The 22,965-nt window shown below is 74.1% G+C and carries 22 protein-coding genes; 6 read left to right on the top strand and 16 right to left on the bottom strand.

The window, feature by feature from the left end:
- Positions 1 to 137 precede the first annotated feature (137 nt).
- Positions 138 to 1,349 carry an MFS transporter gene (locus tag CNO22_RS12325; RefSeq protein ID WP_100499654.1) on the top strand — a complete coding sequence of 404 codons (1,212 nt, stop codon included), beginning with the start codon at positions 138 to 140 and terminating at the stop codon, positions 1,347 to 1,349.
- Positions 1,350 to 1,648: 299 nt separating this feature from the next.
- Complete coding sequence (locus CNO22_RS12320; RefSeq protein ID WP_100499653.1) at positions 1,649 to 2,593, top strand: quinone oxidoreductase family protein; 945 nt, start codon at positions 1,649 to 1,651, stop codon at positions 2,591 to 2,593.
- A gap of 80 nt (positions 2,594 to 2,673) precedes the next feature.
- On the opposite strand, the gene CNO22_RS12315 is transcribed toward CNO22_RS12320, so the two are convergent.
- Together CNO22_RS12315 and CNO22_RS27665 are read right to left on the bottom strand one after the other, a co-directional pair.
- Positions 2,674 to 3,366, bottom strand: a complete 693-nt coding sequence (locus CNO22_RS12315) for a hypothetical protein (RefSeq protein WP_100499652.1) — start codon at positions 3,364 to 3,366, stop codon at positions 2,674 to 2,676.
- Between the two features lie 83 nt (positions 3,367 to 3,449).
- Complete coding sequence (locus tag CNO22_RS27665) at positions 3,450 to 4,217, bottom strand: phosphatase PAP2 family protein (protein ID WP_157936920.1); 768 nt, start codon at positions 4,215 to 4,217, stop codon at positions 3,450 to 3,452.
- Between the two features lie 523 nt (positions 4,218 to 4,740).
- Between CNO22_RS27665 and CNO22_RS12305 the strand changes: the two genes are divergently transcribed.
- Positions 4,741 to 5,391 carry an ATP-dependent Clp protease proteolytic subunit gene (locus tag CNO22_RS12305; RefSeq protein ID WP_456298004.1) on the top strand — a complete coding sequence of 217 codons (651 nt, stop codon included), beginning with the start codon at positions 4,741 to 4,743 and terminating at the stop codon, positions 5,389 to 5,391.
- Positions 5,392 to 5,463: 72 nt separating this feature from the next.
- On the opposite strand, the gene CNO22_RS12300 is transcribed toward CNO22_RS12305, so the two are convergent.
- From CNO22_RS12300 to CNO22_RS12285, 4 genes are all read right to left on the bottom strand, one after another.
- Complete coding sequence (locus tag CNO22_RS12300; protein WP_100499650.1) at positions 5,464 to 5,814, bottom strand: DUF6894 family protein; 351 nt, start codon at positions 5,812 to 5,814, stop codon at positions 5,464 to 5,466.
- A 26-nt stretch (positions 5,815 to 5,840) separates the two neighbouring features.
- The gene (locus CNO22_RS12295; protein ID WP_100499649.1) at positions 5,841 to 6,173 is read right to left on the bottom strand and encodes a hypothetical protein; all 333 of its coding nucleotides are present in this window, start codon (positions 6,171 to 6,173) and stop codon (positions 5,841 to 5,843) included.
- 205 nt (positions 6,174 to 6,378) lie between these two features.
- Positions 6,379 to 7,266 carry an arginase family protein gene (locus CNO22_RS12290; RefSeq protein WP_100499648.1) on the bottom strand — a complete coding sequence of 296 codons (888 nt, stop codon included), beginning with the start codon at positions 7,264 to 7,266 and terminating at the stop codon, positions 6,379 to 6,381.
- Positions 7,267 to 7,417: 151 nt separating this feature from the next.
- A complete protein-coding gene (locus CNO22_RS12285) occupies positions 7,418 to 8,482 on the bottom strand; it encodes a LacI family DNA-binding transcriptional regulator (protein ID WP_100499647.1) in 1,065 nt (354 codons plus the stop codon).
- A 116-nt stretch (positions 8,483 to 8,598) separates the two neighbouring features.
- Here CNO22_RS12285 and CNO22_RS12280 point away from each other — a divergent pair, with 116 nt between their 5' ends.
- Complete coding sequence (locus CNO22_RS12280) at positions 8,599 to 9,792, top strand: MFS transporter (protein WP_100499646.1); 1,194 nt, start codon at positions 8,599 to 8,601, stop codon at positions 9,790 to 9,792.
- 46 nt (positions 9,793 to 9,838) lie between these two features.
- On the opposite strand, the gene CNO22_RS12275 is transcribed toward CNO22_RS12280, so the two are convergent.
- From CNO22_RS12275 to CNO22_RS12255, 4 genes are all read right to left on the bottom strand, one after another.
- Positions 9,839 to 11,917 carry a M14 family zinc carboxypeptidase gene (locus tag CNO22_RS12275; protein WP_100499645.1) on the bottom strand — a complete coding sequence of 693 codons (2,079 nt, stop codon included), beginning with the start codon at positions 11,915 to 11,917 and terminating at the stop codon, positions 9,839 to 9,841.
- A gap of 107 nt (positions 11,918 to 12,024) precedes the next feature.
- Complete coding sequence (locus tag CNO22_RS28330; protein ID WP_198588282.1) at positions 12,025 to 14,133, bottom strand: phosphotransferase; 2,109 nt, start codon at positions 14,131 to 14,133, stop codon at positions 12,025 to 12,027.
- On the bottom strand, positions 14,130 to 14,876 hold the full coding sequence (locus CNO22_RS12260; protein WP_100499644.1) for an SDR family oxidoreductase: 747 nt from the start codon (positions 14,874 to 14,876) through the stop codon (positions 14,130 to 14,132). The genes CNO22_RS28330 and CNO22_RS12260 overlap by 4 nt, the downstream gene beginning before the upstream one ends.
- Positions 14,873 to 15,703 (bottom strand): SDR family NAD(P)-dependent oxidoreductase, encoded by an 831-nt coding sequence (locus CNO22_RS12255; protein WP_100499643.1) that lies wholly within the window; start codon positions 15,701 to 15,703, stop codon positions 14,873 to 14,875. The genes CNO22_RS12260 and CNO22_RS12255 overlap by 4 nt, the downstream gene beginning before the upstream one ends.
- A gap of 132 nt (positions 15,704 to 15,835) precedes the next feature.
- On the opposite strand from CNO22_RS12255, the gene CNO22_RS12250 reads away from it, so the two are divergent.
- Positions 15,836 to 16,063: an aldo/keto reductase gene (locus CNO22_RS12250; protein ID WP_269799591.1), complete on the top strand. Its 228-nt coding sequence runs from the start codon at positions 15,836 to 15,838 to the stop codon at positions 16,061 to 16,063.
- Positions 16,064 to 16,099: 36 nt separating this feature from the next.
- On the opposite strand, the gene CNO22_RS12245 is transcribed toward CNO22_RS12250, so the two are convergent.
- The 4 genes from CNO22_RS12245 to CNO22_RS12220 form a co-directional block, all read right to left on the bottom strand.
- On the bottom strand, positions 16,100 to 16,282 hold the full coding sequence (locus CNO22_RS12245; RefSeq protein WP_100499642.1) for a hypothetical protein: 183 nt from the start codon (positions 16,280 to 16,282) through the stop codon (positions 16,100 to 16,102).
- 614 nt (positions 16,283 to 16,896) lie between these two features.
- Entirely contained in the window at positions 16,897 to 17,547 is a 651-nt protein-coding gene (locus tag CNO22_RS12240; RefSeq protein WP_100499641.1) for a hypothetical protein, read from the bottom strand.
- Between the two features lie 6 nt (positions 17,548 to 17,553).
- Positions 17,554 to 18,522, bottom strand: a complete 969-nt coding sequence (locus CNO22_RS12235) for a hypothetical protein (RefSeq protein WP_100499640.1) — start codon at positions 18,520 to 18,522, stop codon at positions 17,554 to 17,556.
- Between the two features lie 1,110 nt (positions 18,523 to 19,632).
- Positions 19,633 to 20,475 carry an abortive infection family protein gene (locus CNO22_RS12220; protein WP_198588281.1) on the bottom strand — a complete coding sequence of 281 codons (843 nt, stop codon included), beginning with the start codon at positions 20,473 to 20,475 and terminating at the stop codon, positions 19,633 to 19,635.
- Positions 20,476 to 20,615: 140 nt separating this feature from the next.
- On the opposite strand from CNO22_RS12220, the gene CNO22_RS12215 reads away from it, so the two are divergent.
- The gene (locus CNO22_RS12215; protein ID WP_100499636.1) at positions 20,616 to 21,281 is read left to right on the top strand and encodes a hypothetical protein; all 666 of its coding nucleotides are present in this window, start codon (positions 20,616 to 20,618) and stop codon (positions 21,279 to 21,281) included.
- Between the two features lie 722 nt (positions 21,282 to 22,003).
- Here CNO22_RS12215 and CNO22_RS12205 read toward each other — a convergent pair.
- A complete protein-coding gene (locus tag CNO22_RS12205; RefSeq protein ID WP_100499634.1) occupies positions 22,004 to 22,339 on the bottom strand; it encodes a hypothetical protein in 336 nt (111 codons plus the stop codon).
- Positions 22,336 to 22,845: a hypothetical protein gene (locus tag CNO22_RS12200; protein WP_100499633.1), complete on the bottom strand. Its 510-nt coding sequence runs from the start codon at positions 22,843 to 22,845 to the stop codon at positions 22,336 to 22,338. The genes CNO22_RS12205 and CNO22_RS12200 overlap by 4 nt, the downstream gene beginning before the upstream one ends.
- Between the last annotated feature and the right edge of the window lie 120 nt (positions 22,846 to 22,965).

Genomic DNA, 22,965 nt, shown 5'->3' with positions numbered 1-22,965 from the left:
GGGCCGGGGCGCCGGCCCGTGAGTGAGGGGGCCGACGCCGGGGCGTCCGCGCGCGGGGTGTCGGCCGCGGGCGTCCCCGGGCAGCGGTCCCGGGGCCCTCGACCGGCGCCGGCCCCCGCCGTGCGAGCATCCAGGGCGTGCTGTGGCGGGGGCGGTCGGACGTGCCCCGTGAGGTCGGCATCCTCGCCGTCGTCGCCTTCGTCGTCGCGCTCGGCTTCGGCATCGTCGCGCCGGCCATCCCGCTGTTCGCCCGGTCCTTCGGCGTGGGGACGACGGCCGTCGGGCTCGCCGTCAGCGCCTTCGCGTTCTTCCGCTTCGTCTCCGCCTTCGGCGGGGGCTCGCTGGTCGAGCGGTTCGGTGAGCGCGCGGTCCTGTCGGCCGGTCTGGGCATCGTCGCGGTCACCACCGGGCTGGCCGGGCTGGCGACGTCCTTCCCGCTGTTCCTCGCCCTCCGTGCGGCCGGCGGCGTGGGCAGCGCCATGTTCACCGTCGCCGCGCTCTCGCTGCTGCTGCGCGTGGCCCCGCCCTCGCACCGCGGTCGCGCCGCGGCGACGTACCAGGGCGGGTTCATCCTCGGCGGGATCGCCGGTCCGGCCGCCGGCGGGCTGCTCGCCGAGCTCTCCCCGCGCCTGCCCTTCTTCCTCTACGCCGCCTTCCTCGTCGTCGCCGGCTCGGTCGCCATGGTGCTGCTGCGCCCGGCGGTCACCCCGCGGCCCTCGGCGGCACCCGCGGTGGCCGGGCCCGACCTCGCCGCCGACCCGGTCGACCTGCGGACGGCCCTGCGCTCGCGCGTCTACATCACCGCCCTGGTGGCCAACCTCGGCGTCGGCTGGGTGCTCTTCGGCGTCCGCAACTCGCTGGTGCCCCTGTACGTCACCGAGGAGCTGGGCCGGACGGTCGCGTGGGCCGGCGCCGGCCTGCTGGCGGGCTCGGTGGCGCAGGCCCTCGGCCTGCTGCGTTCGGGACGCCTGGCCGACACGTGGGGACGGCGTCCCGCGCTGGTCCTCGGCGCCGCGCTGGCCACGGTCTCGACGGCGGCCCTGGTCCTGCCCCCGGCGCTGTGGGTGTTCCTGCTGTCGATGGCGCTCTTCGGCCTGGCCGCCTCGTTCCTCGCCAGCGTGCCGGCGGCGCTGGTCGCCGACGTCAGCCCGGCCCGCGGCGGTCGGGTGGTGGCGGTGTTCCAGATGTCGGCCGACCTCGGCGCCATCGCCGGACCCCTCGTGGCCGGCTGGCTCACCGACGTCGCTTCCTACCAGGCGGCCTTCGCCGTCACCACGGCCGTGCTGGCCGCCGGGCTCGCCGCCGCCCTGACCCTTCCGCGGACCGGTCGGCCGGCCACTGCAAGGTAGGTACGACGGGCTCTCCCTCTCCGCCGAGCCTCGCCTCGAATGCCGCGCCGGTCACGTCGGGCGCATCGAGTCGTCGGGCGTCGATCTCGCCGCGTGTGGCGCGGTGTCGCCGCGGGCCGACGGGCACGCCGACCGGCCGGCGCTCCGCCAGTCGTCCAGGGGACCGGTGCACGCGGACCTCCTCGCCGGCGGCTACGTGAGCTCGGCCGAGGCGGCCGCTCACCGGTACGTCCCAGCACCCGGCAGGGTCCCGGCCTCCGTGGTAGGCAGCGGGCACGGCCGACGACGGGAGGACGAACGTGCAGGCAGTGCTCATCGAGCGGACCGGCGGCCCCGAGGTGCTGACCGTCCGCGAGGTGCCCGACCCCGAGCCCGGCGAGGGCCAGGTGCTGGTCGACGTCGAGGCCGTGGGCGTCAACTTCCGTGACGTCTACGAACGCGAGGGCCGCCCGCCGTACGGCGGCGACCTGCCCAGGGTCGTCGGTGCCGAGGGCGCGGGCACCGTCGTGGGCACCGGGGAGCGGGTCGCCTGGTCCGACGTCGCCGGCAGCTACGCCACCCGGGTGGCCGCGCCGCGGGAGAAGCTGGTCCCGGTGCCGGACGACGTCCCCCTCGACGTGGCCGCCGCCGTGCTGCTCCAGGGCTGCACCGCCCACTACCTCGCCGCCGACTCGTACCCCGTGGCCGAGGGCGACTGGGTGGTCGTGCACAGCGCGGCCGGGGGAGTGGGGCTGCTGCTCACCCAGCTGGTGCGGGCCCGCGGTGGACGTGTGCTGGCCACCGTCTCCACCGAGGAGAAGGCCGAGCTGGCCCGGGGAGCCGGTGCCGACGAGGTCGTGGTCGGCTACGACGGCTTCCCGGAGCGGGTCCGCGAGCTCTCCGGCGGCGAGGGGGCCGCGGCCGTCTACGACGGCGTCGGGCGGACGACGTTCGGCGCGGGGCTGACCGCGCTGCGGCCGACCGGCCGGATGATCGTCTACGGCGCCGCCAGCGGGCAGCCCGAGCCGCTGGAGGTGCAGTCCCTCGCCGCGCACGGCTCGCTGTACCTCCAGCGGCCGACGCTGGCCACCTACACCCGCACCCCGGAGATGCTGCGCGAGCGCGCCGGCGCGGTCCTGGACATGGTCGCCGCCGGCCGGCTCGACGTCCGCATCGGCGGGCGGTACCCGCTGGCCGAGGCCCGGCGGGCGCACGAGGACCTCGAGGGACGGCGGACCACCGGCAAGATCCTGCTGACGGTGTGACTCCGGGTCCGGCCGTCGGGAGCGGCCGGACCGGTGGTGTGCCGCCGGGCCCCGGAGTGCGGCCCGGCGGCACGGTCGGGTCAGGAGCGCTGACGGTCCGACTGGCGGTACTTGCCGAGCAGCGACTGGGAGTACTCCCCGGCCTCGTCGTCGAACACCATCGGCCCGATGCGGCTGCCGGGGGTCACGGCGGCGTCCCGGCCGGTGAAGTCGTACCGGTAGGTCCACGTCCCGTACGCGTCGACGAACGTGCCGCTCTGCCGCTCGCTGTAGGTGGCGCCGATCCCGGTCCACGTGATGTCGACCGCCGGGGTGCCCGTGGTGTCCCCGTGCCCGCTGCCCACGGCCAGCGTGCCGCTGAGCGTCGCCTTCGTGAGCTTCTTGTCGACCGTGAAGGTCACCTGACCGCCCTCGACGAAGCGGGTCCCGAGCAGCTGGCACGGCCCGTCGGGGGGCGCCGGCTCGCCGTGCCCGCCACCGAGCGGGAGGTAGGGCGTCGTCCCCTCGTCGCACTCGACATCATGGACCGTGCCGAACACCCGGGCCCGGCCGTTGCCGAGGTCCTCGACGTAGAGGTCGCCGAAGTGGGCGTTGCCCGGCGCGTTGGCAGCCGCCGGCAGCTCGCCGATCTCGAGCCAGGTCGTGGTCACCTGGATGCCCGAGGACTTGGAGAAGAACAAGTCGCCGGCCAGAGCCGGCGAGGGGACGGCGACGGCGAGCGCGGCCGCGGCGGCGGTGACCGTCGCCAGGCGGCGCAGGGAGGAGGCGGACATGGGACCTTCTTCCGTTGGTGCACGGCGGAGCCGTGCGGGGACGGCGGGACGCCCGGCGGGCGCCCCGAGGAGGGCGAGGGGGCTCAGCGCCGGGTGTGCACCCGTTGCAGGACCAGGGCGCCGACCCGCTCGCCCTGGGTGAGGCCCGCCGCGATGGCGTGCGGGAAGTGGATGCCGCCGTACAGCCGTGACCGGGCGGCCTCCTGGGCGGCGTGGCCGAACGAGGCGAAGGTGCGCGGCGCGTGGCCGCGGACGTCGTGCGAGTGGTCGGTGAAGGCGAAGGTGCCCAGCCGGTCGGTGAGCACCGCGGCGGCCGCCGGTGAGGCGACGCTGTGCCCCGAGGTGTGCTCGGGGAACTGTGGGCTGTTGACGTGGGTGGACCAGCGCGCGTCGATGTGCTGCCGCACGTACGCGACCGGTCGGAGCAGGTTGTACCGGTACTTCCAGGTCCAGCAGTTGAGGAACGCCTCGTGCAGGGCGATCCCGGTGACGGCGAGGGTGTCGAGTGCGACGTCCAGCCGCGCCCCCCGCAGGGCGAGCGCCTGGCAGGCGATGAGCTCCAGTGACCGGACGGCAGGCCGGTCGGCCTGCCGTGCGGTGGGGTGGGGGTGAACGACCCGGGGTTGTCGGTCCAGAAGTCGGCGATCGCCCGGTGCTCGGGGGTGTTCGCCGCCGACTGGCGGTAGACCACCATCGCCTCGTCGTGGAACGCCGAGCCGGGGTCGGTCGAGAAGGGCAGCGGCGGCTCCGGCTCGACCTCGTCGGCGCTGGTGAGCACCATGGGTCGGATCTCGGCCCAGTGCGGCTCGATGGCCGGCCGGAAGTTGGGCGGCGTGGACGCCCAGTGCCACGGCTCGGTCGCCGGCGGCACGTACGGGCGGCCCACGGTCGCGGCGTGTCCGTCGGCGGCGATCCACGGAGCCAGGTGTGCCGCCACCGACCTGCCGTGCCCCACGGAGGCGTCCAGGGCCCGCTGGGGGACCCCCGCCGCACGCCGCCGGCCCAGCACCGCGGCCTCGGCCGTGTCCAGCTGTGCCCGTGTGCCGACCCCGGCGAAGGGCAGCAGCTGCCGCAGCACGGCGGCCCCAGACGCCACCGCCGCGGCCGGCCAGTCGACCAGCGCGGCGAGCGGCTGCGGTGCAGGCGCCGTCAGGTCCCGCAGCTGACCACCCAGGGACCGGTGACCCGGCATCCCGCGGACAGCGGCCTCGTACATGGCGACCGCCGTGTGGGCGTAGGTGCGGGCGGCGGCCGGTGGGCTGAGGTTCTCTGCCAGCACGAGGTCGTAGGTGGTCTGCAGCCAGGACAGCGCCTCGTCGGCGGCGTGCCCGGCGGCGGTCGCGCCGCCCGGCCCCATCCCCGGTGCCGTCCCCGGTGCCGTCCCTGCCGACGCCGTGCGCGGCAGCACGACGGCTGCCCCCGTGCCCGGCGGCGAACGGTCACGCGTCGCTGCACGACGCCGTCTTCGACCGGTTGCTGCGGGAGCGCATCGTGTTCCTCGGCAGTCAGGTCGACGACGACGTCGCCAACCAGATCTGCGCGCAGATGCTGCTGCTCTCGGCCGACGACCCGAGCCGCGACGTCCACCTGTACATCAACTCACCCGGCGGTTCGGTCAGCGCCGGCATGGCCGTCTACGACACGATGCGCTTCATCGACTGCGACGTCGCGACCTACTCGTTCGGGATGGCCGCCTCGATGGGGCAGTTCCTGCTCAGCGCGGGCACCCGCGGCAAGCGGTTCTCGCTGCCGCACACGCGGATCATGGTGCACCAGCCCTCGGCCGGGGTCGGGGGCACGCAATCCGACATCACCATCCAGGCCGACATGCTGCGGAAGCTCAAGCAGCAGATCAACCAGTTGCAGGCCGAGCACTCCGGGCAGAGCGTCGAGCAGATCGAGCGCGACTTCGACCGCGACCGCTGGTTCACCCCCGAGGAGGCCCGCGACTACGGCTTGGTCGACCACGTCGTCGCCTCGGCCGCGGCTCTGCCCGTCCCCGACAACCCGGTCACCGCCCCGTGACCCCGGCGACGGCGGGCCGAGCCCGCAGGATGACCGCGGGGAGGACGGACGGTCCTCCACGCAGCGGGCGGATCAGGCGTGACCGAGGACGTTGACGACGTGCCCGTCCGGGTCGCGGACGAAGAAGCGCCGCACACCCCAGGGCTCGTCGGTCAGCGGGTGCACGATCTCCGCGCCCGCCTGGACCGCGGCCGCGTGGGCGGCGTCCACGTCGTCCACCTCGATCGAGACGTCGGGGACGACCGCAGCCGTCGCCTCGTGCGTCAGCAGGCTCAGCTGCGCGCCCGGCCGGTCGGGGTCTGCCAGCGTCACGATCCAGCCGTGGTCCATCACCGGCTCGAGACCGAGCACCCGACCGTAGAAGGCGACGGCCTCCGCCGTCGACCGGCTGGTCAGGTCCGGGACGATCCGCTCGACACCCATGCCCGCGGCCTGGCAGAGCCCTCGGATCAGGTCGGCGCGGCGAGCAGTGCAGCGATCGGCTCGACGGCCTCTGGCGTGCCGGGCGGCGACGTCACGGTCAGCAGGACGTCGCCACCGACCTGCGTCACGGTCCAGTCGACAAAGGCGCAGCACGTCCGCTCGGCGGTCGCCAGGGCGCGGACCTCGTCCAGGACACCGGGGTGGCCGGGGTAGCGGACCTCCAGGATGCCGTCCAGCACGGAGCTGACCGGGTGAGCGCTGCGGTGCAGCGCCTGCCAGCGCTGGAGCCGGGCGTCCCCGTCCTGCGGCCCGAGCGTGCAGGCCAGTGGCAGGGACGTGCGCATCCCGGGGTCGCTCACGCCTGCAGTCGACGCCGGGTCGGTCGGGCTGTCAACCGGGTGGCATCGGCTCGGCGCAGAGGACGTCCGGCGCGGGCAGGCAGCCCAGGCGCTGCCAGGAGACCAGCCCGGTGCGGCCGCGGTCCGGGCGGACGGCCAGCCGGAGATCCAGTCGCGACGGCCGGGTGGTCCCCGGGCCGGTACTCGCGGACGACGGGGGTGCCGCTCACGACCGCACACCGGTGCCGACGGCGACGAGACGGGCGAGCAGCTCGAGCGCGGCCTCCTGCACCCGCCCGTCGCGGTCGTGCGCCGGGTCCCAGGAGGCGAGCGTCGCCGACACCACGGGCAGGCGCTCGGCTGCCTGCTCCACGAGCCGCAGCACGTCCGCGGCGAGCAGCCCGTCACCGACCGCGTAGCCGTTGGCGGGAGCCACCGCGTCGGGGTCGTGCACGTCGAGGTCGACGTGCAGGTGGACGACGTCCGCCCGGGTGGCGAGCTCGTCGAGCGCCGCGGCCACGGCACCGGCGTCCCGGGCGAGGTCCGGCGGCAGCCACCGGACGTCGGACGCGCGCAGCGCCGCCTCCTCCGCCGCGCCCAGGTCGCGGGCGCCCACCAGCAGCGTCTGACGCTCGGGCAGCGGCTCGAAGCCCTCGACGCGGGAGGTCGCCGTCCGCCAGCACCACCCGAGCACCATCGCCAGCCCCTGCCCGTCGAGGAAGCCGGTGGACGTCGTCTCGGGGGTGTTGAGGTCGCCGTGGGCGTCGAGCCACACCAGGCCGACCCGCCGCCCGGGCTCCGCGAGGCCGGCCAGCACGCCGAGGGTGGTGTTGCAGTTGCCGGCCAGCAGCAGCGGCAGCCGGCCGGCGCGGCGAGCACCGCGGACCGCGTCGGCCACGACCGCGTGCAGCTCGAAGGCGGTCTGCGCCTCGGCCCGCCAGTCCGAGGCGGGCTCGAGCACCTGCTCGTCCACCTCGTGCCCGCGCCGGCGCAGCCGCTCGGCGGCCCCGGCGCGGGCGAGCGCGAGCGGACCGGCCCCCATCCGCGCGTCGCGGACGCCCGAGTCGAACGGCACGTACAGCAGCCGCACCGGCGGGACGACGAGGTCGGTCACCCCGCCAACCTGCCAGACGTCCCCTCGGGCGGTGGGCCGCTGGGCGGGCGGGTCAGGTCGAGCCGTCGGCGGACACGACGGCGTGCAGCCCGTCGAGCACGACCTCGGGGTCCGGACGGCACATCATGAGCGGGTGCCTCGACGACGGCGGTCAGCGCGGCGCCGGCCCGGTGGTGGTGCCCACCGACAGCCGCACGTCGAGCACGACGTCGTCCGGACGCCGGCCCGCGACCAGGTCGATGACCGCCCGGCCGGCCACCCGGCCCTTCTCCGCGGTCGGCTGCGCCACCGTGGTCAGCCGCACCGGCGGGAGCCAGGGCAGCTCGGCGCCGTCGAAGCCCGCGACGCTGACGTCCTCCGGCACCCGCAGCCCCAGCCCCGCGGCCGCGCGCAGGACGCCGGCGGCCAGGACGTCGCTCTGCGCGACCACCGCGGTCGGCCGGTCGGCGAGCGGGACGTCGAGCAGCACGCGCCCGGCCCGCTCGCCCTCCTCGACGGCGTTGGCGGCCGTCTCCCACACCGGCACCGCGCCGAGGACCTCCTCCACACCGAGCACCCGCTCGCGCACCTCGCGGTAGTGGGTGCGCGCCCGGCGCTCGGGGGAGACCGGGCCGCGGGTGCCGTCCAGCCGCAGCGGCATGGCGACGACGGCGACGCGGTGGTGGCCGAGCCCGGCGAGGTGCCGGGCCAGCTCGACGGTGCCGCGACGGTCCTGGATGCCGACGAACACCACGTCGTCCACCCGCGGCCCGTCGACGGCCACCACCGGCACGCCGCGCCGGCGCAGGTGGTCCAGGGCGGGGTCGTCCTCGAGCCCGCAGGTCGCGTAGACGACCGCGTCGAGCGGGACGTGGGCCAGCTGGGCCAGCGTCGGGCCGGACCGGTCGGCGTCCCCGGGCAGCAGCAGCAGGCCGACGCCCAGCGGGCTGAGCACCTCGGTCACGCCGTCCAGCAACTGGACGGCGACGGGGTCGTTGAAGGCCGAGGCCAGCCGCTCGCCGATCACCGCGCCGACCACGCCGCTGCGCCGCGACCGCAGCGAGCGGGCGACCGGGTCCGGGCCCGCGTAGCCGAGTTCGGCGGCCGCGGCCAGCACCCGCTCCCGCGTCGCCGGCGCCACCCGCGTGGACCCGGAGAAGACCAGGGACGCCGTCGACGGGGCCACCTCGGCCAGGGCCGCCACGGTGGCCAGCGTCGGGCGGCTCCGGTCGCTCACGGTCGCGTCCTCCGTCGGTGGGGTCGGACGACGCTACGACCCGACGACCGGGCCGTCGAGAGGGCGGAGTCGAATCGATTCGATAGGGTGAGTGCCCACGCTGCCGGAAGGACCCCATGGTGCGCTCCACGACGACCGCCGTCCCCACCGAGCGGGCGCGCGTCGCCGTCGCCACGGCCTTCGTGGTCAACGGGTTCGCCTTCGCGTCCTGGATCTCGCGGGTGCCCGCCGCCCGCGACGCGCTGGCGCTGTCGTCGGCCGAACTGGGCCTGCTGCTGCTGTGCATCGCCGTCGGGTCGGTGGTCGCGCTGCCGCTGACCGGCCCGCTGGTGCACCGCATCGGCCCCGCCCGCGGCGTGCTGGCCGGGACGGTCGTGGCGGCCGCCGGGCTGCTCCTGCTGGCCCTCGGTCTGGGCACCGGTCGGGTGCTCGCCGCCGGCGCCGGGCTGGCGCTGGTCGGCGTGGGCGTCGGCAGCTGGGACGTCGCCATGAACATCGAGGGCGCCGCCGTCGAGCAGCGGCTGGGGCGGGTCCTCATGCCGCGGCTGCACGCCGGCTTCAGCCTCGGCACCGTGGCCGGGGCGCTGCTGGGGGCCGGGGCGGCCGCGCTGGCCTTCCCGCTGGCGGCCCAGCTCGCGGTGACCGCGGTGCTCGCGGTCACGGCGCTCGCCGTGGCCACCCGCTCCTTCCTCCCCGCTGACCCGGCGGCGGGGGAGGAGCACCGGGGCGGATCCGGCGTCGGGCGGGCCTGGCGCGAGCCGCGGACGCTGCTGGTCGGCGTCCTCACCCTCGCCTTCGCCTTCACCGAGGGCAGCGCCAACGACTGGCTGGCCGTCGCCCTCGTCGACGGGCACGGCATCGCCGAGTCGACCGCGGCCGTCGGCTTCGCCGTCTTCGTCGCCGCGATGACCGCCGTCCGGCTGGTCGGCGGCGCCCTGCTCGACCGGTGGGGGCGGGTCGCCGTCCTGCGCGTGGGCGGGGTCACCGCCGTCCTCGGGCTGCTGCTGTTCGTCACCGCGCCCGCCCTGCCGGTGGCCCTCGCCGGGGCGGTGCTGTGGGGCGCCGGCGCCGCGCTCGGCTTCCCGGTGGGCATGAGCGCGGCCGCCGACGACCCGGCCCGCGCCGCGGCCCGGGTGTCGGTGGTCAGCTCAATCTCCTACACCGCGTTCCTCGCCGGGCCCCCGCTGATCGGCTTCGTCGCGGAGGCGACCGGCGTGCTGCAGGCGCTGCTGGTGGTGCTCGTCGTCCTCGCGGTGGGCCTGCTCGCCGCGGGGGCCACCCGGCCGCTGCGGCCGGTCGAGGTCGGCTAGGGGGCCGGCCGGGCCCCGCCCGGGGGCGGGATCCGGCCGGCTCGCGTCAGCGCCGTCCGCAGGCGGTCAGGTCCACCCGCAGCTGCTGCCCGCGGTCGACCACCACCGGCACCCGCTGCGCCACCCGGCCGTCGCGCTCGCAGGTGAGCGTCCAGGCCTCGACCAGGCCGGGGACGACGGAGGGCTCGGCGTCGAACAGCGCGGCGGTCAGCGTCCAGGTGGGGGTGAGCGAGGCGAAGTTGACCACCCGCAGGACGTAGGTGCCCGGCGCCGGGTCCTGCAGCAGCACCCGCTCCTTCTCGCCGACGAAGTTGCCGGAGCTGCCCACCGGCGTCAGCGAGCCGTCGGCACCCCTGCGGTACACCTCGAGGTCCAGGTCGTCCGGGGTCGGCCAGTCGAGCACCACCTCGAACAGGTCGGCGTCCTCGGTGATCGTGAACTCCCGGTCGGTCGACTGCAGCGGCGCCGTGGTCCCGGTCCAGGACTCCTCGCGCAGCGGCTCCCCGGAGAGGGTCTCGACCTGCCGGTCCATGACGACCGGGCGGGTGGAGGGGTTGACGTGCCAGGTGTACCGGCCGTCCCGCCCGACGGTGATCGTGGTGTCCAGCGTGTCCTGGATCGAGCCCTCCCACGTCGGGGTGGCGACGGTCTTCTTCAGCCGCAGCGTCGCGCCCGCCGGCGCCTTGCCGGTCAGCACCGAGTGCGCCCCGGGGTCCACGGCGTTCTCCAGCGCGAGCAGGTACGCCTCCCGGTTCCCCTTGCCGGCGTACGGCCCGGCGCCGAGGTACTCGTCGACCACCTCGGGGAAGGGCGGGTGGAACTCGTCGGGCCCGATCTCGAAGGTGTAGCCGAAGCCGCCGGTGGCGTTGTACGACCAGTCCTCCGTGGAGCCGGTGGTGTCGTAGAGCTCCCACGCGTGCTGGCTGGTGTAGCCGTTCTGCGCGGCCATCGCGTCGCCGAGCTCCTTGAGCGCCCCCTCGTCGTACGGGTCGCCCAGGGGGATGCCCTCGCTGGGTGCCACCTGGTCCGGGGCGACGCCGCCGGGCCGCAGCACGAGGTTGGAGAAGGTGTGGTTGGTGATCAGCGTGGTCACGTGCCGGCCGCTGACCAGCTCGCGGACGTTCTGCGTCTCCGGCTCCGAGAACGCCGCGGCGCCCCGGTAGGTGGGGTCGGCGAACAGGTCCGAGGCGCCGGGTCCGCCCCAGTAGCCGCCGTAGTTGCGGTTCGGGTCCACGCCCACCCCGTAGCCGCCGGGGCTGGTCGCGCCGAGGACGCAGCTGCCGTCGGGGGTGTCCTGCCCGTCGACGACGCGGCAGTTCTTGCGCTTGTAGGCGTTGCCGGGGGTGGCCAGGATGCTCGCCGTCCCGCCCCCGTCCACGGCGCGCAGGTCGACCAGCCCGCCGTCGGTGCGGGAGAGGTGGAAGCCGTCGACGTTGACGACCGGGACCACGACCACCCGGGCGCGGTCGACCAGGTCGGTGATCCGGCGGTCGGTGCCGTAGTTCTCCACCAGGTCGACGGCGAACTCCATGGCGTGCTCGCCCGAGGGCCACTCCCGCGCGTGGTGCACGCCGAGCATCACGAAGGTGGGCAGCCCGGTGTCGGGCCCGCGGACGTCCCGGCCGATCTCCACGCCGTACACCGGCCGGCCGTCCAGCGAGCGGTGCGGCAGGGCGAAGCGCTCGACCAGGTCGGGGTGGTCCCGCTCGAGCGCGGCCATGTCCGCCTCGTAGTCGGCCAGCGTGCGGTAGGCGTCCCGGCCCGAGGGCAGCGGGGAGCTCTCCGTGGCCGCGGCGTAGGCCGCGTTGACCTCGTTGTTCTCGGCCTCGCGGGCCAGCAGGTCGGGGATGCGGACGTCGAAGCCGAGGCCGGCACGGGCCAGCGCCGCCACGTCGTCGGCGCTGTGCAGCACGACCTCGACGTAGTCGTGCCCGGCGTGCTCGGTCAGGTCCAGCCCGAGGGTCTGCAGCAGTTCCTTGTCGGCGCGGGTGGGGGTGTCGACGGTGACCAGTTGCGGCCGGAACACCTCGGACGTCGCCGCGGTGGGGCCGGCGGGTGCGAGGGCGACCAGGACGGCCGCGCCGACGGCGCACGCGGCGGCACGGTTGCGAAGGGGGCGGGGCATCGGGCGCCTCTCCGGTCGGGCGGGGTGGGTCAGGTGCCAGGCCAACGAGCGGACGTGCCGGAGGTCACGCCCGCGCCGCCGGTCGGCGCCGCACCACGCCCCTCCGTTCAACCGGGCGGCTCCAGGACGACGACGTCGTCCTCGTGCAGGCTCGCGGCGACCACCGTGCCGTCGCGCTCGGCGGCCGCGGTGACGAACCGGTAGGAGCCGTCGGTGGTCCGCAGGTCGTGCACCGCCCGGCCGTCGAGGTCGACCGCCAGCACCCAGGCGAGCGGCTCGGCGGCGGGCCGCAGCCTGGCGGGCAGGTTCCACAGCAGCTGCCGCAGGACGCCGGGCAGCGGCAGGAGCCGGTCGAGCAGCGCGTTGCGCGGCGCGGCCATCCCGATCCAGAGCAGGCCGTCGCTGCCCAGGCTCAGGTTGTCGGGGAAGCCGGGCAGGTCCTCCACCAGCGGCTCGGTGCTGCCGGCGCGCGGGCCGGTCAGCCAGTACCGGGACACCCGGTAGGCGGCGGTCTCGGCGAACAGCAGCGACGAGCCGTCGGGTGCCAGCGCCAGGCCGTTGGCGAACGCCAGCCCGGACAGCACGGGAGTGACGGTGCCGTCGGGGTCGCGGCGCACCAGCCGGCCGGTGCGCGAGTGCTCGAACAGGTCGCCGAGGTGGTGCTCGAGGTCCCACCGGCTGGTCGACGTGGTGAACCAGATGGTGCCGTCCGGGTGCGCGACCACGTTGCTGGCGAAGGTCAGCGGTTCGCCGTCGACGGTGTCGGCCAGCACCTCGACCGCGCCGTCCGGCTGCACGCGCAGCAGCCCGCGGTCGTGGTCGCAGACGAGCACGCTGCCGTCGGGGCAGGGTTCCAGGCCCAGCGGCCGGCCGCCGGTGTCGTCGACGACGGTGCGCGCGCCGGTGGCCGGGTCGATCCGCACCACCCACCCGTCGCGCAGCCCAGCCACGACCCGGCCCTGGTCGTCGAAGGCGACGTCCTCGGGGCCGTGCCCGCCGGTGGCCAGCCGGCGGGCGACGCGGAACGGTCCGGTGGGACCGGCGTCGGTGCCGCCGGCCGGCGGGGTCCAGCGGCGCGTCGACAGCCGGCGGCGGGTCAGCAGCGGGCTGCCGACCTGCGCGGCGGCGCGGTCCTCGCTCATCCGCTCCGCGGCCGCGATCAGCCGCCGGCAGCGCCGCTCGAGCGCCACGACCGCGACCCCGAACAGCCGGAACTGCCTGTTGGTCGTCTGCCCGGCGAGGTGGCGCGCGTAGACCTGCTGGGCGATGACGGCGACCCGGAACAGGCCGAACACCTGGTACCAGGCCCACTCGCGGTGGGTGACCCGGGTGCCGGTCCGCGCGCAGTAGTACGCGACGACCTGCTCGCGGGTCATCATCCCGGGCAGGTGCGTCGGCTGGCGGCGGAACAGCTGCAGGAGCGGGCCGTCGTCGGGCTGCACCCAGTAGCCGAGCGCGTTGGCCAGGTCCATCAGCGGGTCGCCGACGGTGGCCAGCTCCCAGTCCAGCAGCCCGACGGGGCGGGTGAGGTCGGCCGGGTCGAGGACGACGTTGTCGAACCGGAAGTCGTTGTGCACCAGCGTGTGCCGCCGGTCGGCGGGCTGGTTGTCGGCCAGCCAGCGCATCACGCGCTCGAAGGGCCCGACGTGCCGCGTCCGTGCGCGGCGGTAGCGCTCGGTCCAGCTGTCGACCTGCCGGCGGACGAAGCCGGGACCCCTGCCGAGGTCGGCCAGCCCGGTGCTCTCGAGGTCGACCGAGTGCAGGCCGATCAGCAGGTCGACGACGTTGCGGCACAGCTGCGCCACCTGCTCGCGGGAGAGCTCGACGCCCGGCGGCAGGTCCCTGCGCGGGATCGGTCCCTCGAGGCGCTGCATGACGGAGAACGGCGTCCCGATGACGTCGCTGTCCTCGCACAGCGCCACCGTGCGCGGCACGTAGGGCAGCACCCGGCCCAGCTCGGTCTGGATGCGGTACTCGCGGCCCATGTCGTGGGCGCCCCCGTGGTGCGCGCCCCTCGGCGGCCGGCGCAGCACCAGCTGGCCGTCGGGGTAGCGCATCAGGTAGGTGAGGTTGGAGACGCCACCGGAGAACTGCCGCACCTCCGGGACGGCGGACAGGTCCACTCCGGCGCGCTCCGGGTCGGCGTGCGCGGCGAGCCAGACCGCCACCGCCGGGACGTCGAAGGCGTCCTCGGCCCGCACCGCGCGGTCGCTCACGTCAGCCTCCGGACGACCGACAGCGGCAGCACCCGCAGGAGGAACCCGATCGACACCCACGGCCACGCCGGGACGTACGCCGCGGCCTTCCGCTTCTCGATGGCGTCGACCATCGCGCGCACGCCGGTCGGGGTGTCGACCATGAACCGGGTCCTCTGCTGCACGTGGGCGTTCATCTCCGAGCGGATGTAGCCCGGGTAGACCACCGACACGTCCAGGCCCGGGACGCGCTCGGCCCGCAGCCCCTCGGCCAGCGACGCGACGCCGGCCTTGGTCGCCGCATAGGTGGTCATCGACCGCCGCATCCCGCGCAGCGCCGACATCGAGGAGACGAGCACGAGGTGCCCGCGGCCCTGGCGGCGGAAGACCTCGAGCGCCGCCTCGCACTGGGCCAGCGCGCCGACGAAGTTGGTCATCGCCGTCTCGCGGTTGGCCTCGGCGCGGCCGGTGCCCAGCGGTGCGCCCTTGCCCAGGCCGGCGTTGACGACGACCCGGTCCAGTCCGCCGAAGGCCTCGTCGAACCGGCGGAACACCGCGGGGACGGCGGCGGCGTTGGTGACGTCCAGCGCGGCGGTCTCGACCCGCCGTCCCGTGGCGGACCGGATCTCCGCGGCCAGGGCGTCGAGGCGGTCGGTGCGCCGCGCGCACAGCGCGAGGTCGTAGCCCAGGGCGGCGAACTGCCGCGCCATCTCCTCACCCAGGCCGGAGCTGGCCCCGGTGACGAGGACGACGCCCCTGCTCATGCGGTCTCCTCCGCGGTGTCGCGGGTCGGGTGCTGCCCGGCCCGGTGGATCCGCCGTCCGGCGGCGGACATGTGCCGGTCGTAGAGGGGGCGCGCCAGCCGCTTGGTCCAGGCGGCGAGGCGGCCGGCGCGGTCGGGGAGGACGAGGAAGCGTCGGGCGTCGACCGCGCTGACCACCCGCGCGGCGACCTCGTCGGCGCCCAGTGGCGCGCGGGTGATCAGCCGGGTCGCGACCTGCTCCACCAGCGGGTCCTCACCGCGCAGCGAGGCGGCGAGGTTGGTGCGGAAGAACGACGGGCAGACGACGCTGACGTCGATGCCGTGCGGGGCCAGCTCGGCGCGCAGGCTCTCCGACAGCGCGACGACGGCGGCCTTCCCGGCGCTGTAGGAGGTCATCGCCGGCGGGTGCACCAGGCCCGCGACCGAGGCGACGTTGACGAGGTGACCGGCGCCCTGCTCCTTGAACAGCGGCACGAACGTGCGGCAGCCGTGCACGGCGCCGAGCACGTTCACGTCGAGCACCCGCCGCCAGTGCGCGGTGTCGAGCAGGTCGATGCGCCCACCCGCCGCGACGCCGGCGTTGTTCACCAGCACGTCGAGGCCTCCGCACTCGTCGCGCACCCGTTCCAGGGCGGCCGTCCAGTCGGTCTCGGACGTGACGTCCAGGCGCTGGTAGCGCGCACCGGCGGGCACGTCGGCGTGCGCGGCGAGGTCGGTGACCAGGACGTCGTCCCCCCGGCCGGCGTACTGGGCGGCGAGTGCGGCACCCAGGCCCGAGGCGCCGCCGGTGACGAGCACCCGGCGCGGGCCGGGGGAGGGAGGAGGCACCAGCGCACGCTAGATCCGGCCGGTTCCGGCCCGTCGACCGGGGCGACCGGCGGCCCTCCGGCCCCGCTCGCGCGGGAGCCCCGGACCGGGCGGCCCGGTTCGGGCGCCTGCGCGCCGGGCAGGATGCCGACCATGGCCCACCGCGCAGCTGACGACCGCTACGACTCGATGACCTACCGGCGCACCGGCCGCAGCGGACTGGACCTGCCGGCGGTGAGCCTGGGGCTGTGGCACAACTTCGGGGACGACGTCCCCTTCGACCGGCAGCGCGCGATCCTGCGCCGCGCCTTCGACCTCGGCGTCACCCACGTCGACCTGGCCAACAACTACGGCCCGCCGTATGTACGCCAGACGCAATAGATGCCGGAGAGGCGTGTAAACGGCCTGGCTGTGGCCCTACCGGCGGCGGGCGCGGTGGCGGCCCTCGGCCCTCTCGGCCCGGCGGCGGAGCACGACGGCCAGCACGGCGGCGGCCTCCTCGGGGTCGAAGTTGAGCAGGACCCGGCGGCCGTCGAGGACCAGGGAGACCCGTCCCCTCTGGTCACCGGGGAGGCGGGTGAGGTGGGCGTCCAGGGGCATCGGTGCGGCTCCTCGCGGGCTCGGGGGACGGCTCGGCCAGTGTGGGGGCTCCAGGGCGGCCACGGCGGCCCGGAGAGGACGGAGGGCCGCCCTACCCTCGGCGCCGTGGTGAGGCTGGTGGAGGAGCGCAGGTAGGAGCCTCCCCGGCGCGTGGAGGTGGAGCACAACGGCCGGTGGTGGCCGGGGCTGGCTCGCCGAGGTCACCTGGAGCAAGCAGCACGACTGGGGTTCCGGCGGAGCGGCTCCGGCTCCCCGACGTGGAGGCGGGCTCGGGCCACGCCGCCCGCCACGACCACGGCGGCCAGCGACGGCCGAGGTCGGTGCGGTCGGCCTGGCCCCCTCCGGTCCCCGGCCCACCGACCCGTCACATGGCGCCCACGGCGGCCTCCCGTCGCGTAGGGGCACCGGGCCACCCTCACCGACGTCGGGGTGTCCTGGACGTCCCCAGCGGCGGCGTTGTGGCCGGGTGGGCGTGAGCCGTCCGCCGGGCTCCACGGAGGGTGTGTAAACGCAGAAGGCCCCCGACCTCCAGGTGGTGGAGATCGGGGGCCTTCATAGTTGTGCGGACGAGGCCCGTCGCCGGGTGCTGGAGGGTCCCCGCCCTTCGGACAGCTCTAGCCTCCCGCCTCGGCGTGCTCGCGGAGAACGGCCAGGACGTCCCGGCCAAGAGGAGTTACGTGGTAAACGATCTCGCCCCCGAAGCCGGTTGGAGCTACGACAAGTCCCCGAGCGACCAGTGCCGCTACGCAAAGTGAGGTTGTGCGAGGTGGGAGGCCCGACCTCTCCTCCAAGAGGTAGGGAACCCAGTGTGGGAGGTCGGGCGGAGGGTCGAGTGGCTTCTCGCTCAGGGTGAGGAGGACGATGGAGTGAGCCTCGGTGAGGTCGGCGAGCGCGCCGAGGATGATCTCACACTCGTCTACGGCCTCCCTATCTCGGACGGCGTCGCCGAAGGCCGCGCCCATGGCTCGGAGCGTGTTGTCGTGGCCGTTCATGCCAGCGGCGTAGAGGAGCCGGGTCACGAGAGGAACCAGGCGAGGGTCCGCGGCGACCTGCTCGGCGAGGTCTTCACGAGAGAGGCCCGACGTCCGCTCGGCAGCTCGGAGAGCGGTGGAGCGATTCCTCGCCCATTCCTCGCGGATCTTCCGGGCCATCCACTGGCTGGCCGTGCCGACACCGGGGAGCGTGATCCCGGCGAGTCCTGCGAGGTGCTCCAGGCCCGACGCTCCGACGTCCTCGGCGGCGTCACCTCTGGTGCGGTCGGCCACGGCGGGTCAGCCCAGCCCCAGGGCCTGGAGGGCCTGGGTGACGAGGGCGACGACGCCCTGACCCAGAGCGCTTCCGGTGCCGGAGACGGCAACCTCCTTGGCGTTCTCCAGCGCTCGACGGACGGCGCTCGGTTCCACGGCAGGCTGGTCGGCGACCTGGCGCAGCTCGGCGACGGCCGCCTCCGCCTGGGCGGTCTGCTGCTCGTTCAGGCCGAGGGCGCCGAGGCGGACGAGGCCTTCAAGCTGGTCCGCCACGGCCGCCACCTGGCGCCGGTTGTCCTCGGTCATGGTCACGGTGACGGTCTGGACGGCGCCGGGGCTATTGGCGGCCACGGTGTTGTGTGACCCGGTGATCGTCATGTTGGTGATGTTCGGCGGGACGTTCGACGCTTCCGGCGAGTCGGCGTTCACAGACGTGCCACGTTCGACCACCTTCTGTCCCTTCGGCGTGATGCTGGGCCGAGCCACACCGGGTCCAAAGACTTCGATGCCGGTGATGTAGCCCTCGGCTAGGAGCCACTCGCTCGCCGAATCGACCTCCGTCTCCGTGAAGGTGTGCCCGTAGTAGCTGTTGAAGTCGCTGCGGTCGAACTCGCCGCTGTCTGGAGAGGAGTTGCCCCGAAGCTTGGCGTCGTACAACCAGCGCAGGAAGGCGTCCCGGGCCGCCTGCTGCCGACCCATGAGGTCACCACGGCGGCGCTGGAGATCCTCCATGAGGTCGACACCGCGCGGCGTCACATCGCAGGACCATCCTGACCAGCCCAGCGTCTTTTGGAGGCGGATGAAACCGTCTTCCTCCAGGGCCTCCAGGTGGCCTGCAACCGTCTCGGCCCCGTCCTGGTCCTGGTCCGTGAACAGAGGACCGAGGTCAACGTACCTACGCGGACCGGTGCCGCCGTTGTCGGCGATCCAGTCGAGGAGGCGAAGGCGCGCTTGGACAGAGGGCGAGAGGTTGAAGCCGCCGGAGAGATCCATGTCACCACGGTACGAGGAGGCTCTGACAGAAAGTGGCGTCACCGTGACGCTATGGCCGCATCGACCGCAGAGGCGGGCCTTGCGGTGTCGGTGCCCTCGCCGATGCTCCCGTCATGGATCGCCGGGCGTCTGCGGAGCCGAGAGCCGTCGAGGTGCAGCGGGATGGCCGGTGGTGGCCCGGACTCCAGTCGGCGTGGAGGTTCGACCCGGAGCGAGGGTGGGTCGCCGAGGTGACGTTCTCCATGGATCACGAGTGGGGCAGGGGTAACCACATGGACGCCGTCCCGGCCGACCGCGTGCGCTTGCCCTTGACCTCCGAGCCGGGCGGGGAGCGCGTCTAACGAGGCCGATGCCCGTCTTCGGCCTGGCGGGGCAGGCGCCTTCGTCGTCGTGGCCGCCACTTGTGGCGCGATGTAACGAAGGTGCCTCGATAGAGGACGCGCCTTCTCTTCCGGCTTGCACATGCAGTCCTTGGCGCCTCACTCTGAGTGAGACGAACTACAGCGGTGTAGTTCCCGAGAGGAGAGGAGGTGAGAGTCCATGGCGAAGATCGGCCGCAACGCGGGCAACGGTCGTTTCACGTCGGTGAAGACGGCCCGTAGCCGCCCGAAGACGCACGTCGTTGAGACCATCAAGCGCGGCAAGAAGTAAGCCGCCTGGTGAGTAGCAGGAGCCCCCGTCCCGAGATGACTCCAACACCTCGGGACGGGGGCTCTCTACTTCTCTCCTCGGCAGAGCCGAGGCCAAGGATGATGCTCGGCGCCCCGGCCACCGGGCAACCTCGGCCGTGTAGGTGGCGAGGGCTAGACCCTCCAACGTCTGCGGTTGCATAACTTGCAGAACTGCGCCATGGCCTTGCCGGGGACGGTGGTCCCCAGCCACTGGTGCGGGCCTGCCTCGCAGTCAAACTCCTCCCGGATCGACGGCGGCAGCCATGCAAGCACCTGATCGATAGTGACCGGCGGCGTGGAGGCGGCCCATAGCCGGGCGTGCTCTTCCCGTGCCTGCTTGATCCGGCAGTGGGTCTCCCAGTCCACCTGCCGCCAGCCGACCGGAGTGGGAGGGATGTTCACCACTCGTCGGGCTCGGCGGCGATGGGCGACATACGAGTCATGATGCCGCTGCCCCCTTGCGCCATGGAGCTGCGGGGTCCTCCAGGGTGTCGAGGAGGAGCTGGCACCAGACGGTGGCGGCGCCGACCGCCAGGCGGGCATGGCGGGGATGCAAGCCGGTCGGCGCCGTCCGCTGGCCGTGGCCTCGCCCGAAGCCTCGATTGCGCAGCTCGGCCGTCCCGATGGCAACGCTGGTCAAGCCTCCGAGGATGCGCCGGACGGCGTCGCCCGCCTCCGGGCCAGGCGCAAGCTCCAAGCTCTTCGTGGCCTTCTTGACCAGGGCGGGGACGTCATCGCGGTCGTCCACCGGGAGGCCACGCTCATGCAGGACCACCTTGGCGGTGGACTCGATCAGCTCTTTGGCCGCCCCGATCGCGCCGTGAGGGTCTGTCTCCACCTCGCGGCCGATGCGTATAAGGCTCTGTCGGATGGCCGAGGCGTCGGCGAGGTTGGCGAGTGACTCCTCCCGGAGGCCGGTGCCGAGGTGGGCGGAGGAGATGACGCCGTCGGCGTCGATGAGGAAGCCATCCCGGCACAGCTCATCGCGGAGGTGCTGTCGCTCGTGGTCGTAGTCCGGGCCGGTGGCCCGCTCGTGTAGCCGGAGGAGCCTCTCCAAGACCCGCAGGGCACGGCGGACCGTGGCGAGGTCCGTCCAGTCGATGGCGTCAAGGTAAGAGGCGGCCAGGGTTCGCCGGACGCTGGAGTCGCCTTCGGGTTCAGGCCCAGCGACGAAGCCCTCATCCTCGAAGGCGCCCCTGATGGCGTCCCACTTGATGGACGTACAGAGGTTGCGGACTTCCCTGCGGGTCCTCCTGCTGACGAGGTCCGGCGGAGGGGGCACCGCTCCAGTTGTAGACGACGGGGATGCCGTCCTGGAGAAGGCGTGCCAAGTCCTCACGGCGCCTGGCGGTGCCGTCGGGAGGTCCTTCTTGTGTCGGAGCCAGTCACCGTCCGCACCGGGCCTCATCTACGGTGCGCGTCATGAAGTGCGAGGTGGTCTCGGTTGGGTCACTGGGGTTGGCCCTGGTCCTGTCTCTGTCTGCGTGTGGGGGCGACTCTTCCGCTGATGACGGCTCGACTGCGGCCACCCCGACAAGTGCTGCGCCGACCACCGAGGAAGCCGTCACCCTCGATCCGGCTGACTGTGAGGATGACGCCTTCCGGGAGGCGCACCTGGAGTTCTGCCTCAACGAGGTTCCCGTCGCCGCAGAGACCATGGGCGGCCCGGCCACGGAGCCTGCCACTTTCGGTAACGGGTTGACGGCCCGGATTGTCTCGGTTACGACGGAGCCGTCCGCCGGGAGTGACTACTGGGTGGACCCTGGGGACGACGCCCTCGTCTCCATCACCACCGAGATTGTCAACGACGGTCCGCAGCCATTTCGCTTCTCCGTGGGCGATGCCTTCGTCTATGAGTACCTCTACTACGGCGTCAACTTCTACGAGGCACAGAGTTGGAGGGTGTTCGATGATCAGGGCGGCCGGGAGGGCCTGCCCGTCCAGCTCGTTCCAGGAACCTCGGCCACGACGGTTTCCCGTTTCAGCCTCCCGTCCTCCGAACTGGGAGACCTGACATTCGTGTTCAATCCGAACGGCGAGATCCTGACTGAGTGGACCTTCTACGACGTTGAGGAACTTCTCCAGTGAGGATCAGCGGCTAGCCCGAAAACGGAAGCCGGGCCATGGCCGGGGCCGTCAAGGATGCCTTGGCGCCGGAGGGGCCGCCGGGGCGAGGGTCAGGCGAGGGGAAGCCCGGCGAGGTCCAGGACGTCTTGGAGGCTCTCCACTCGGTGGGCTCTCAGGCCCGGATGGGCGGCCTCGGCGGCTTTGGCTCGGCCCCCGAGGGGACGGGGGACGTAGCGGTCGTCTCCGACGGCGCCGAAGGCGCTTCGGACGTTGCTCGTTGCTTGGTGGGTCGGCCTTGCCAGCTCCACAGGCGCCGGGGCCTTCCCTGGAAAGGCCGCCGAGGGTCACGGTTCCCACGACGTGGGAAGCGTCGTCCCAGTCCTCCAGGGCGAGCAGCTCCCCGAGGTCCCTGGCGGCATGGACTCCGCAGCCGCAACCGACGCCGGGCACCGGGCCATGGCCTCGGAGGAGGACGGCCGGAGGGGCCGAGCAGTGGGCCTGGAGGATGCCGCCGACCCGCCAGGAGGCGTCGAAGGCACCGGCGAGGAGGCCGCCTTCGAGGTCGGGGTCCGGCAGGCGCCAGACCCTCCAGGCGAGGGCGTCCACGGCGGGACGGGTGCGGCTCGGTCGGTGCGCGGAGGTGGTGGGGTCGGTCATGAGTGAGGGCTCCGGGTGGTGGGGTCCGCGAGGGCGGCCGGGCTCCGTGGGCAGGAGTCCCGGCCGCCTCGTGTAAACGGGTTGGGTCAGGCGGCCGAGGTGCGGCGCTCGGCGGCCCGCCTCTGCGCTTCGGCCACGCCGTCCGCCCAGGTGGCATCCCTGGGGGCCTGGTCGGCCTTGTCGGCGGCGGTCGTGGAGGTGGAGCGGGTGGCCTTCCCGGAGCGCTCGGCAAGGCGTCGGCGGGCCTCGGCTCGGCCAGCCTCGGCGCCGGTGGGCTCGGGGCCGACGCCATGGGCGTCCTTGGCGGCCTCGGCGTCGGCCAGCTTGGCTCGGAGGCGTTCCACCTCGGCATGAGTCTGGCGGAGGTTCTCCTCGGCGGCCCGGAGGTCGGTGGCGGTCCAGTCGTTGGCGTCGGTGCTCATGCGTGCGTCTCCTCGGTGGGGTCAGTGTCGGCGTCGGGCGCCGGAGGCGTGATGTAGCCGTTGCGGAAGCGGTCCCGAGCGCTGGGCCGCTGGCGGCCGTGGAGCGGGACGACCCGGCCGGGGCGGCCACGGTCGGCGGCCTTGGAGGCGGCCGTCTGCTCCCCAGGCATGAGCCAGCGACGGCGACGGCGGCCGGTGACGGAGAGGCCCAGCTCCTCGCGGAGCTGCATGAGCGGACGCATGGCGGTGATGGGGGCGTCCGGAGCCTCGGAGCGGGCCAGGAGCCGGACGTACAGAGCTACGGCGTGGTGCTCCTCGGTCTTCTCCCACTCGTTGGCCTGGGGCATGGCCCAGACCTCCCGCCACCAATAGAGGTCACGCTCGGTGGGTCGGGCGAGGGGGAACTCAGGGACGGCGGCGTCGAGGTCACGGGGCGTGAGTTGGGTCCAGGCGAGATCGTCCTTCCGATCTCGCCGGAGGGCGTTGGGGTCAGGAGCGGTGGGCATCGGGAGGAGTCCTTCCGGTGAGGTGGTGGAGGGCGTGGCGGCGACTTTCGGAGTGACCCGGAGGTGACACGGGGTCCAGCGCCCTCTCCGCCGGGGTCGGTCGAGGGGGGCGGGCTTATA

Source organism: Geodermatophilus chilensis (genome assembly GCF_002802985.1).
Classification (GTDB): Bacteria; Actinomycetota; Actinomycetes; order Mycobacteriales; family Geodermatophilaceae; genus Geodermatophilus; species Geodermatophilus chilensis.
The sequence above is the reverse complement of the archived record's forward strand: the minus strand, read 5'-3'. Positions and strand labels throughout refer to the sequence as shown.